This is a genomic window from Candidatus Avelusimicrobium alvi (assembly GCF_958451995.1).
In the GTDB taxonomy this organism is placed as follows: Bacteria; Elusimicrobiota; Elusimicrobia; order Elusimicrobiales; family Elusimicrobiaceae; genus Avelusimicrobium; species Avelusimicrobium alvi.
In genome coordinates this window covers 1-11,197 of the sequence record NZ_CAUDSG010000044.1, presented here as the reverse complement: position 1 = coordinate 11,197, position 11,197 = coordinate 1, and the positions used below count along the sequence as shown (strand labels likewise).

The 11,197-nt window shown below is 56.9% G+C and carries 9 protein-coding genes; 2 read left to right on the top strand and 7 right to left on the bottom strand.

Going from position 1 to position 11,197, the window contains the following annotated elements; all coding sequences use genetic code 11:
- Positions 1-93: 93 nt before the first annotated feature.
- Genes ACQY36_RS07240 through ACQY36_RS07215 form a run of 6 tightly spaced genes read right to left on the bottom strand, consistent with a single transcriptional unit; the run spans position 94 to position 9,252 of the window.
- A complete protein-coding gene (locus tag ACQY36_RS07240; protein ID WP_428078588.1) occupies positions 94-1,383 on the bottom strand; it encodes a spore photoproduct lyase family protein in 1,290 nt (429 codons plus the stop codon).
- Complete coding sequence (locus ACQY36_RS07235; protein ID WP_428078587.1) at positions 1,371-2,309, bottom strand: aldo/keto reductase; 939 nt, start codon at positions 2,307-2,309, stop codon at positions 1,371-1,373. Before ACQY36_RS07235 ends, ACQY36_RS07240 begins: the two co-directional genes overlap by 13 nt.
- 3 nt (positions 2,310-2,312) lie before the next feature.
- Positions 2,313-2,678: a CoA-binding protein gene (locus tag ACQY36_RS07230; protein ID WP_428078585.1), complete on the bottom strand. Its 366-nt coding sequence runs from the start codon at positions 2,676-2,678 to the stop codon at positions 2,313-2,315.
- 3 nt (positions 2,679-2,681) lie between these two features.
- Positions 2,682-2,978 (bottom strand): YbaB/EbfC family nucleoid-associated protein, encoded by a 297-nt coding sequence (locus ACQY36_RS07225; protein ID WP_428055160.1) that lies wholly within the window; start codon positions 2,976-2,978, stop codon positions 2,682-2,684.
- 35 nt (positions 2,979-3,013) lie between these two features.
- Positions 3,014-6,244, bottom strand: coding sequence for a UvrD-helicase domain-containing protein (locus ACQY36_RS07220; protein WP_428078583.1), 3,231 nt, complete (start codon positions 6,242-6,244; stop codon positions 3,014-3,016).
- Positions 6,241-9,252 (bottom strand): PD-(D/E)XK nuclease family protein, encoded by a 3,012-nt coding sequence (locus tag ACQY36_RS07215; protein WP_428078581.1) that lies wholly within the window; start codon positions 9,250-9,252, stop codon positions 6,241-6,243. The genes ACQY36_RS07220 and ACQY36_RS07215 overlap by 4 nt, the downstream gene beginning before the upstream one ends.
- A 103-nt stretch (positions 9,253-9,355) precedes the next feature.
- Here ACQY36_RS07215 and ACQY36_RS07210 point away from each other — a divergent pair, with 103 nt between their 5' ends.
- Complete coding sequence (locus ACQY36_RS07210; RefSeq protein ID WP_428078579.1) at positions 9,356-9,811, top strand: SixA phosphatase family protein; 456 nt, start codon at positions 9,356-9,358, stop codon at positions 9,809-9,811.
- 1 nt (position 9,812) lies between these two features.
- Complete coding sequence (locus ACQY36_RS07205) at positions 9,813-10,592, top strand: undecaprenyl-diphosphate phosphatase (protein ID WP_428078577.1); 780 nt, start codon at positions 9,813-9,815, stop codon at positions 10,590-10,592.
- A gap of 25 nt (positions 10,593-10,617) precedes the next feature.
- Here the strand turns inward: ACQY36_RS07205 and ACQY36_RS07200 are convergent, their stop codons facing one another.
- On the bottom strand, positions 10,618-11,097 hold the full coding sequence (locus ACQY36_RS07200) for a type IV pilin protein (protein WP_428078575.1): 480 nt from the start codon (positions 11,095-11,097) through the stop codon (positions 10,618-10,620).
- Positions 11,098-11,197: the final 100 nt, after the last annotated feature.

Here is an 11,197-nt window from a genome sequence, read left to right as displayed (position 1 = left end):
GTGTAACCTAAACCGAACCCCCAGCCTAGCTGGGGGTTTTCACAACATACAAAAATCCCCGCATATTGTCTGCGGGGATTTTTATGTACACAGCTAAAACTCTTTGGCGATATGCGGGTCTTCCATGCACAAATACACGTGCGCCCGGGGAAATGCTTTGCGAAGAAGCGGCACCAAAAACGCGTACGCTTCTTTGCGCTGGCCGTCCCCGTAGCGCATTTTTCCGTCAAAATCCAGCAAAAATTCGCCGTCTAAAATCGTATTGCGCGGAAAACGGTTTTCAATCATTTTTTTAAGTTCCCGGCTAAAGCGAAGCGTCCCCACGCTGATCCACGCCACCTTGTCCTTAGGCAGCGTGTCCGCCATTTCTTCCACGGTGCGGGCATAGTCCGCCCGGCAGCCGTCGTAAATCACCACCGGGTCAAAGTGAAAACCCAGCCGGTATCCCGCCCGCGCGGTTTCGCACGCGGCGGCCAGCCGCTTCGTCAGGCCGGGCGTAAAATGTTCGGCTCCGTCCGTAATCTTAGAAGAATTGACCGACCAGGACACCACCACGTTTTCGCATCCGCCGGCTTCCAGCAGGCCGCCGATGTTGACGCTTTTGGTTTTAAATTCAAACTGCAAATGCGGCCGCGCGCGGAAGAACGGCACAAGCTGCGAGGAATAGCGCGTCAAATCGTCAAACACCAGCGAATCGGTAAACTCGCCGCTGCCGATGCGCGGGCGGTCAAACGGCCCTTGGTTAAATTTCGCGCCGTCAATTTTCGCCAAAAATTCGTCCACATTGGCCGGCAGTAACACCGCGTGCAGGTTTTGGTACTGCTGCAGAAAACAATACTCGCACTCAAAACAGCAGCCGAACCCCAGGTTGATTAAATTGTATCCGCACCCGGCGGCGGCGCAGCTGCACGGGCAGGGTTTTAAAAAGTCGTACTTTTCCCGGTGGATAAGCAAGGTGTCCAACCGGCGGGAAAAATTCGGGCTGCCCACCTGTGTTTTGCCGTCGGTTTCTTTAAACTCGGCCCGGGGAAATGCGGCGCGGGCGCGTTCGGCCAGCGGGCTGTTTAATACGGACGTTTCAATATATACGGTTTTGGGATAAAAAGGCCGCGCGGAAAGGTCCGCCTCCAGGGCCGGGTCCAGTTCCAGCTTGGGCAGGTAAAAACGGTTTTTGGCGGCGGTTTTAAAATTGACGGGATAGCGTTTCGCCAAAAGCTGTTTTTTGGCGGATTCAAAATTCAAATTTTTCTGCGCGGGCAGTATGTCCTGCGGCGCGCAGGCGTCGCGCTTGCAGATTTCGTACGCCAAACGCACCAGCTCGCGCCGCTTGTTTACGCCCAGCGCGGGCAAAAGTTCCGACAAATAATTTTCTACCGTATGCACGTGCACGGCCGTTCCTCCAAATATGCCAAATCCTGCGCGGACAAGGTAATTTCCGCTCCCGCCGCATTTTGCGCGGCCTGCTCCGCACCGCGCGCGCCTATCAGCACGCACGAAACCCCGGGCGCCGCCAGCGCCCACGCCGCGGCCACCGCCGCCGGACAAGTTCCCAGCCGCCCGGCCAGCGCGCTTACGCGCACCGCTTTGGCCCGGGCGTTTAAAAACGCTTCGCCCCGGTAACATTTATAAAAATAGTTCCGCGCGTCCGCCCGGCGCAAATTGGGCTCCCGCCCGTACTTGCCGCTGAGTATCCCGCCGCACAAAGTTCCGTAGCCGATAAACCCGACGGACGCTTGTCGGCAGGCGGGCAAAATTTCGTCCCCTTTTTGCGGATGCAAGAGGGAATACTCATTTTGTACGAAAGCGATTTCGCACCCCGCAGAGGCCGCGGCAAGTTCTTCCGCCCGCACATTGCATAAACCGATATGGCGGATTTTGCCCTGTTCTTTCAGGCGAGCGAGCGTGGCCAGCGCGTCCGCCAGCGGCGTCTGCGGGTCCGGGTAGTGGATTTGATACAAATCAATATAATCCGTTTGCAGGCGGCGGAGCGATTCTTCCAGCTGGCGGATAATGGTTTGCGGGCGCAGGTCGTGATCGGTCCACGAGCCGTTTTTGACGAGGCCGCACTTGGTGGCCAGCAAGGCTTTTTCCCGGCGGCCTTTTAGGGCGCGCCCGATGAGCGCTTCGCTTTCGCCGTACACGGGCGCGGTGTCTATTACATTAATTCCCGCATCCAGCGCGGCGGACACGGCATTTAGCGCGGCGGTTTCATCCGCCGGGCCCCAGTCCGTCCCCCCGCCAAAAGACCAACCGCCCAGACCGACGGCGGAAACAGACAGTTCCGTACGCCCCAGGCGGTTGTATTTCATAAATTACCAGAGCCCGTTGTCGGCCATAAAGCAGGAGTCTGTGGCGTTTATGCCGGCTTTATCGGCCAAATCGTAGGCTTCGTCCGACTGGGCGCCGGGCTGAAACCAAATTTCTTTTACGCCCGCGTCAATGCACTGCTCTACGGCGCTCATCAGCGCGGCGGGCGGAATCACCATCACGGCCACGTCTACGGGGCCGGGCGCATCCGCCAGTTTGGTATAGACGGTCTGCCCTTCCACTTCACCCCCTTTGGGATTAATGCCGTAAACCGAAAATCCCTTTTTAAGAAGCGTCGTAAAAATTTTATACCCGTATTTGGCCGGATCCTGCGACACGCCGAACACCGCGATTTTTTTGTTTTCGTACATATTTTATCCCTGCGCGGGCATACCGAAGTTACCCATCGCCTGCGCGGCCATACCCTGGCTGTCGCGCACGGATTTATTGATGACGGCTTTTAAATCTTCGGCGATTTCCGCTTCCGTAAAGTTCTTTACCAGCGCGTCCACGCGCACTTCCTTCACTTCCTGCGAGCCGGAAATGGTTACTTCAAACAGATGGCGCGGGCTGTCCACCTTAATTACCATATTGTCCAGCCGCTTTTTGATTTCTTCCATCTGGCTTTTGAGTTTCCATAAATCTTTGAGCTGTCCGAGTTTGTCAAACATAGTACCCCTCCTTCAAATTTTTTATATTTTATCTTTTATAAGTCCGCCGCGGCAAACGTACGCAAAAACACCGCCGAACAGCGCACCCGGCGGCCCGGGAACAGCTTCCGCGCGGCCTGGGCGTATACGCCCAGCTGTAAACGGTATTTTTTATCCAGAACGGCCGCTTCTTCCCCGGGTTGAATCCGGTCCGTTTTATAATCCGCCACCCACACGGTTCCGTCCGCGGCTTCCAGCACCGCATCCATTACGCCCGACTCCACCGCGCCGTCTTCCGCCAGGAACGAAAACGGCATTTCGCACGCCAGCACCTTACACGCGGCCATTTCTTTAAAAAGCGGACTTTGCACAAATGCGGTCAACATTTCCGCCGCTTCCGGCGCGCGGGCGGGAACGCCCGTTTGAGCGGCGGCGCGCACGGCGGCTTGAGCCGCGTCAGCTTCTTTGCCGCTTAACAGCAACTCCAGCGCGCGGTGGCAGACGGTGCCCAGTTCGGCCCCGGCGCGCTGCTGGGGCGTAAGCGAATCTTTATGCTGTACAAGCTCGCTGGGGGAACGCTTTTTCTCGTTCTCCAGCATTTCTTCGTAACGCGCGCGGCGCGCGTTGTAGGCGGCGCGCCATTTTTCCGCTTCGCGCGCGGTTTCTTCGGCCGTGCCTGCGGAAACGTGGCGGTAGCGGAAGGTTTCCGGGTCTTCGTACGGAGCGTACCATACCGGCATGACAAGCTCCCCCGCCGTAAGCACGGGCGGCTTGGTTTCCCCGTTCGGGAACAGCCCCGCCGCCGCAAATACGCCGGCGGCTTTTAAGGCCCCTTTGCGCCCGTCCGCCGCCAAAAGCATTTTTTCTTTGGCGCGCGTGAGCGCCACGTACAGCACGCGCACTTCTTCGCGCTTGCCGTGTTTTTTTTGTTCTTCTTCCAGAAACGCCAGGTTTACGTCGCACACTTTTCCGGCCCGCAGGCCGTGCATATTGTAACGCCACGAAAAAATATGCCGCACCGGCTGGGAAACCGCCGCCGCGTCTTTCTTGGACAAATCGGCCAGAATCACCACCGGGAATTCCAAGCCTTTTGATTTGTGCACCGTCATGACGGACACCGCGTCCAGCGCGTCGTCCGGCGCGGGCGCGCCCAGGCGTTCGGGCTCTTCTTCCAGAATGGTTTGCACTTCGGACAAAAACTGCGAAAGCGACGCGGGCGAGTCCGACGCGTACCCTTCCGCCAGCCCCGCCAAACGGGTCAAATTCGCCAGCGTCCGTTCGCCCTCGTAGGCGGCGGCGCAGGCTTCGGGCAGAAAAGTGTCCGCCAGCACATCTTCCAGTAATTCTTTTAGGGCCGTGCGTCCGGCGCGCCGGCCAAAACGGTTTAACAGCGCATACGCTTCGGCCAGTTTTGTATCCTGCGTTTTGGCGTAAAGGGACAGTTCCCCCCGCCGTGCAATTTGGTAAATTTCTTCGTCCGTAAATCCAAAAAGCGGGCTGCGCAGTATGCCCGCCAGGGCGGTGCGGTCTTCCGGATCCGCCGCCGCGCGCAGGAAGTTTAAGAAGTCGTTTACTTCCTGTTTGCGGTAGAAATCTTTATCCGTTTCCACGTTAAAGGCAATACCCCGGCGGCGAAGAGCGTCCGTGTACGGCCCGGCGGTGGTGGAGGCACGCGTTAAAAGCGCAATATCCTTATACGCCAGTTTGCGTCCGTCCGCCAGCGTCATCACGCCCACATTTTGTTCTATCCAGTCTGCAATGCGTTCGGCCTGGTTGTCGCGGAAGTCGTCCGCGGCCGGAGCGTCATCTTCCGACGATATAAACAGCCATCCGGCGGCGTTGGTCCGTACGGTTTTATCCGTAAAAATAGGCACATAGGCAGGCTGGAAAGCCGTTTCCTGCACCATCGCGCGCGAGCAGACGGCGTTGGCCGCGTCAATAATTTCCGGCGCACTGCGGAAGTTTTTTTGCAGGAAGCACTTTAAGCCTCCCTGCTTTAAAATCAAATCGGTAAATAATTCATACGCCGTAATATCCGCCCCGCGGAAGCGGTAAATGGACTGCTTGGGGTCGCCCACCACAAACAGTTTGCCGGGCGACAGGCGCACGTCCTGCCAGCGCGAAGCCGAGGAAGTTTTTTCCTCCGCCAAAAACAACAGCAGTTCGCCCTGTACGGGGTCGGTATCCTGGAACTCGTCAATAAACAGCGCGTCAAATTTTTCTTTTAACAGGCGGCGCACGTATAAATTGTTTTGCAGGAGATTGCGGGTTTTGACGATTAAATCGTCAAAGCTCAAAATGCCTTCCCGCGCGTAATCGGCGTGCACCGCCTGCGTGACGTCTTTAATCAGGCCGTACGCCGCCAGGAAAATTTCCTGTTTTTCCGGCGCGGTTTTGGCGGCGAACGCAACGAGGGCGCGGGCCTCTTCAAACAACTCTTCCTCCCAGTCTTTGTAGGCGACGGCGGGGAAAGAGGGAGCGTCTTCTTCGGGCGCGGGCGGGACGAAAGCGTTTTGCAAAAACGCGGCCGTGCGGCGCAGAGAGGCCGCGGCAAAAAGCAGGGCCTGTTCGCCTTTGCGGAGTTTTTTGCCCGCCTGTACAAACGGCGCGGCCAGTTCCTCGGCGCGGCGGGCGCGCTCCAGGCATACGCCGCACAGCAGTTCCCGGTGGCCGTAATAATCGTACGCTTCTATTTTGCCGCTGCACAGCTCGCGCGCGAAATCTTTTAAATCCGGCAGCGAAATTTCCGCCAGCACGCGTTTCCACTCCTCCGCGCGCGGCGCGTTTAACCCCAGTTCCGCGTCCAGAAACGCATTCCAGCGCGCGTCAAACAGCCGGGCGGCTTTCTGCCCGGAATCAATCTGGGCGTTGGGCGAAAGACCCGCATCCAGCGGATAGGCTTTTAAAATGTCGGCGCAGAAGCCGTGAATCGTGCCCACGGACGCGCGGTCCAGCCGCGCCAGCGCGGCCTCGGCGCGGGAAACCAAATCCCCGTCCGGCACGGAAAAATACATGCGCAGCAGGTCCAGCGTGCGGTCCTCTTCGCCTTCTTTCACGGCGCGCACCAGCCGCTGGAGTTTAAAAATAAAACGCGTTTTAATTTCGGCGGCGGCCTTTTCGGTAAACGTCAGCGCGACCAGTTTTTCAACAGCCGTCCCCTGTGCGAGAACCGCCAGGCACAGGCGGTCAATCAGCAGGGTGGTTTTGCCCGTTCCGGCGCCCGCTTCCACCACCATATTTACGCCCAGAAGCGTTTGCACTTTTAAGCGGTCTTCCAAAAGCGTCATTGGCGCGCCTCCTCTAAAGACCGGCCGGCCGCGCTTTTGCGCGCGCGCAGCAGGGATTTAAAACTGTCCCGGCGGCAGATGGCCGCATACGGGCAGTACGCGCATAAATCGGAAGGATTTAAAAAGAACGTCCCGTCCTGAATCATCCCGGTGAGCAGCGTTAAAAACCGCACGGCGCGGCCGCGCACGGCTTCAAACGCTTCGGGCGTTAAGTCGCGCCGGTCGTAGCCTTTGTTGATGGACAGCAGGCACGACCCGGCGGAAGTATATCCTTCCAGTTCTTTTAAATGAAGCGCGATAAATACATACACAAAGGGCTGGAAAATCAGGTGTTTGAACAAGTCGGAAGCCAGGTCCTTCGTGCCTTTGCGCGACGATTTATAATCCGCCACGCAAAATGTTTTGGCTTTTTCGTCCACGTCCACGCGGTCAATAATGCCGCGCAGGCGCACGGGCAGTTCGTCCGTGGGCTCGCACGAAACGGGGATTTCAAACTTAGCCGGCGTAAACGGCCCGAGATGACGCAAATCCTCCAGCACGAACGCGGAAAGTTTTTCTTCCATATCTTTTAAAATCAGCTCCCACACCACGGGATAAATGCCAAACGCGCGGTAGCTGTTTTTGTCGTAATGTTTTTCAACGGCGCGGCGCAGGTATTCCAGCGCGGCGGAATCAAACAGTTCATGCGTGAGGCCTTTTTGATACAGCTCTTCGTAAAAATCTTTCAAAATTTCGTGGTACGCCGTACCGCGCCGGTCGGGTGAGAGCTCGCGGCGCGAAAGCGGCTCGTCCGGCTCGGCAAGCCGGAGGCCTTTGTCAAAAAAATACTTCATCGGGCACTGGCCGAGCTCCTGCAGAGCCGAAGGCGAAAAGCCGGTTTTGTTTTCGCGCGCAAAAATTTCCGCGCCGCTTTGAATCATCCCGTCAAAATCCGTCAGCGCGCCGCTTTTTGAAAGTTCCGCCGCGGCAGAAAGCGCGCGGGAAACGCCGCCCGAAAGAAGCCCGGCCCGTTCGTAATTTTTGCGCGCCGAAGCCGGGTGCAGGATAACGGCATAAGACATTTCTTTCGGCGTTAAAAATTCATTTCCCGCGGCGGCGATACGTTCCGAAAGCCGCCCGCTTACGCGCGGGGCGTCGTCCGCCTGCAAATTTAAATTAGCCGCGCGCGCCAGCTCCGCCAAGTAGACGGAAGGCACCGCCGCTTTTCCGTCCGCGCCCGCGCGGGCGTACAGCGCGTACAGTTTATCCGTTGCCGCCGTAGCCGCCGCAAAAAACAGCAGTCTTTCCTCGTCGGCCCGGTCCAGGCTTTGGTTAATCCAGTAGCCCAGCACGTCGCGCAGAACGTAGCGGTAATAATCGCGAAGCACGGGGTCTTCCGGCGTAATGAGCGGAAAAGATTTATCGTTAAGCCCCAGCAAAAACACGGCTTTAAACGACAGTCCGCGCGCGCGGGAAGCGTCCGTAAACGTTACGCCGCCGCGCACGGCTTCGGCCTCGTTAAACGAAAGCGCGGCCAGCGCGTCGGCCAGTTCGCGCACGAGCTCGCCGGCCCCGGCGTTTTTGCGCACGGCTTCATAAGCGGCAAGGCTTTTGATTTTATCGCACACGGCCCGGTAAATTTCGCCGTCTTTTCCTTCCAGCGCGGACTGGTCCGTATTGTCTTCCAGCAGGGCCAGCGCCAACTCCGCGCCTTTTTGCCAGCGTTGCGGCGCGTCCAGCGCCTCCAGGCGGCGTTTGGTTTCGGTAAGCCAGTCCAGCAGGCCCGGGTCGTAATTTTTGGTTTGCGGCAGTAAATCCAGCCACTGGCTGAAATCCCGGCTGACGAGCGACCGCGTAATCAGCGCGCGCCATTTGTACTTTTCCGTCCGTTTAAAATACGGCGAGGAAACGACGGCCTGCACCGTTTCGCGGTCAAACCCGTTGGCGGCCAGCGAAAATAAATTTAAGCAAAATACGCCCAACGGGAACTTTTGCAGGGCATACGCAAACGAAGCGTCCAGCGGGATGCAGTTGGCCTTAAACGCGCGGCGCAGTTCATCCTGATACGGCGCGGCGGAGCGGGCGATCACCGCAATATCCGCGAACCGGTACCCTTCTTTTTCCACCAGGCGCAAAATTTCTTTGGCCGCATAAAACACTTCGCCCTTCGCGTCCGCCGCGCTGACGACCTGCACGCCCGGCGCGTCCGCGCTGCCTTCGGGCGAGAATAAAAAGCCGCCGCTTTTCCCCAGCGCGCCGAAGCGGCCGGCCTCGGCGTCTTCCCCGCCGGAGGCGCCCAGCCAGTTGGTTTCAAAAAACTTTTTGGCAAAGCGGTACGCCGGATGTTTGATATAAGGCGCAAACACGGTAACGGGGTAAGCCGCGCGCACGCGGTTTAACAGCTCCAGCTGGCGGCCGGGCATATCGTAGAAACCGTAGAAAATAATTTTGGAAAAACTTTGCAGAAAAGCCGAATGCTCCGCCTGCCCCAGCACGCGTTCAAAAGCGGCCTGGTAAGAACGGAAGCCGGGGATGGAATCTTCGCGTTCGCGGTAGCGGCGGTAGACGCGGTTAAACCACGCCAGGCGTTCCCCGTCCTGCTCAAGCACCGCGTCCGGCGCGGTGCGCAGGTGTTCGTCCAGCACGTCCGGATCCGCCAGCGAGTCGGCCAAGTCCCGCAAAGAACTTTTAACCGCCTGCACAAACCCGCGCGAGGCGGGGTAGCGGTCCAACCCGGGTTCGGCCAGCAGGTTTTTAATTAAAAAGTCGCGCAGGTTATCCTGCGGCAAAAGGGGCAAAACTTCGCCGGGGGCTTCGGCGTCCAGCTCGCTTACCAGCGCGCCGCCCGTCATAAAATAGATATTGGCCGCCGCGCCCAGCTCGCGCGCCAGCCGGTTTTTAAGCCGCCCCGCCACAAAAGAAGACGAGCACACCACCAGCCAGCGCGACAGCGCGTCCCGGCGTTCCGTGCGCACCAGACGGACAAAAGCGTCTTCCAAAGAAGGATAATGGGCGTAAAACAGTTTCATATGACCGCTTCCGGCAATAAATAGTAAAATAAAGCAGGCTGAAGCTGCAGCCTAATTTTATTATGGCATTTTTGGACGCGTAATCAAAACGCAAAACGGGATTATGAAAACACTTATTTTAGTACGCCACGCCCACGCCCTGCCCGGTTACGAGGCCCGCGTGAAAACGGACGGGGAACGCCCCTTGTCCGAAGAAGGAAAACAAAAGGCCGCCCAAACGGCCGAGGCTCTTTTTAAACGCGGCGTAACGCCGGACGTTATTTTAACCAGCCCGCTTTTGCGTGCGGAGCAGACGGCGGACATTTTGGCCCAAAAACTGAACGCGCCCGTTTCCAAAGAAACCGTTTTAAACGGTTTGCACGCGGACCGGGACGTCTGCGAGTTTCTGGCCCGGCAGTTCAGAGACCGCGATACCGTCGTAGCCGTGGGCCATAATCCCAACGTATCGTACGTTACGCATTTATTTGTAAAAGAAGTGCATCATTTTGCGCCGGGCTCTTTTGCCGTGCTGGACTTTGAAGACCCGCATCACCCCAAACTGACTTTCTTCGGAGAATAAAATGACTGTGTTTGACGCTGTTTTACTCGGCCTTTTGCAAGCGCTCGGCGAATTTTTACCCATTTCCAGCTCTGCGCATCTGGCGCTTTTGCCGTATTTTCGGGGAATGGAATACCAGGGAATCGCGTTTGACATTATGCTCCACGCGGCAACGCTGCTGGCCGTACTTTTATACTTTGCCAAAGACTGGTTTATTCTTATCAAAAACGGGCTGACAAAACCGTTTGCGCCGCAAGGCCGTATGCTGTGGTACTTGGCGGCGGCCACCGCGCCGGCGGGAATTGCGGGATTATTTTTAAAAGATACGGCCGAACACGCTTTTAGAAATCCCTTGATGATGGCGGGTTGTTTAATGGCGTTTGCGGGCCTTTTATGGTGGGCGGACCGCAAAGGCGGCCATAACGACGGTCAGCAAATTACGTTTAAAACGCTGATGCTGATTGGCTGCGCGCAGGCGCTGGCCATTATGCCCGGCGTTTCCAGAAGCGGCATTACCATTACGGCGGCCCTGCTCCTCGGCCTGTCCAGAAGCGCCAGCGCGCGCATTTCATTTTTGCTGTCCGCGCCGATTATTGCGGGTGCGGCGGCGGTGGAAATCGGTCATTTGTCGGCGGCGGATTTTACCGCGCCTTTGATATGGGGTTTTGTAAGCGCGTTTTTAGGCGCGCTCGTCGTGATTGGATGCCTGATGAAGTACATCAAAACGCATAGTTTTAACGTATTTGTCTATTACCGCCTCGCGCTGGGGTTGGTGATTATAGGCTTCTATTTTTGGAAATAACATCCGCCTGCGGCGGACAAAGCCATCATCTGAGCGATCTGCAAAAAGTTTTCCCCAAGTCCGTAATCCCGGCACACCTCCTGATGCCGGGAAAGGCGGAATGGTCCAAATATACTTGATATCTAAAATCTCCTTTTGCCTGGCAGTCGGCCCAATCCGTTATACCGGGGCAATAAATCATAGTTAGGTACATGTTTGCAGGTTCGGTGATAATGCCTGCGCCTGCAAAATTATCCACCATAAACCCGCCCGGGCAGGTCAGGACGTCGTTTCCCGTACAAGGCGAATCCAAATCCAGCGAGGCGGTGCTCGCAATATAGTAACCGTTGGCCAGATAAAATACTTCGTGCGCCTTTTTAAGCCCTTCCAACAAAGGCAGCATGGAGGCCCAGCGCGACTTAAACACCGCCGTTTGATACTGCGGCACCGCAATCGCCGCCAAAATACCTATAATTAAAACCACTACTAATAGCTCTATAAGCGTAAATCCGAGGCTTTTCTGCACGGGATATATCCCCCTATTTATATAAGTTGATATTCCCAATTTATCAAAAAAAAAAAACAAATCAAGGGGGCGAGCCGCCCCTCCCTTTCCCTGACGGTTT

Coding starts and splice junctions, on each gene's coding strand:
- ACQY36_RS07225 (WP_428055160.1), bottom strand. CDS start 2,978: ATGTTTGACAAACTCGGACAGCTCAAAGATTTATGGAAACTCAAAAGC.
- ACQY36_RS07230 (WP_428078585.1), bottom strand. CDS start 2,678: ATGTACGAAAACAAAAAAATCGCGGTGTTCGGCGTGTCGCAGGATCCG.
- ACQY36_RS07205 (WP_428078577.1), top strand. CDS start 9,813: ATGACTGTGTTTGACGCTGTTTTACTCGGCCTTTTGCAAGCGCTCGGC.
- ACQY36_RS07220 (WP_428078583.1), bottom strand. CDS start 6,244: ATGACGCTTTTGGAAGACCGCTTAAAAGTGCAAACGCTTCTGGGCGTA.
- ACQY36_RS07235 (WP_428078587.1), bottom strand. CDS start 2,309: ATGAAATACAACCGCCTGGGGCGTACGGAACTGTCTGTTTCCGCCGTC.
- ACQY36_RS07215 (WP_428078581.1), bottom strand. CDS start 9,252: ATGAAACTGTTTTACGCCCATTATCCTTCTTTGGAAGACGCTTTTGTC.
- ACQY36_RS07210 (WP_428078579.1), top strand. CDS start 9,356: ATGAAAACACTTATTTTAGTACGCCACGCCCACGCCCTGCCCGGTTAC.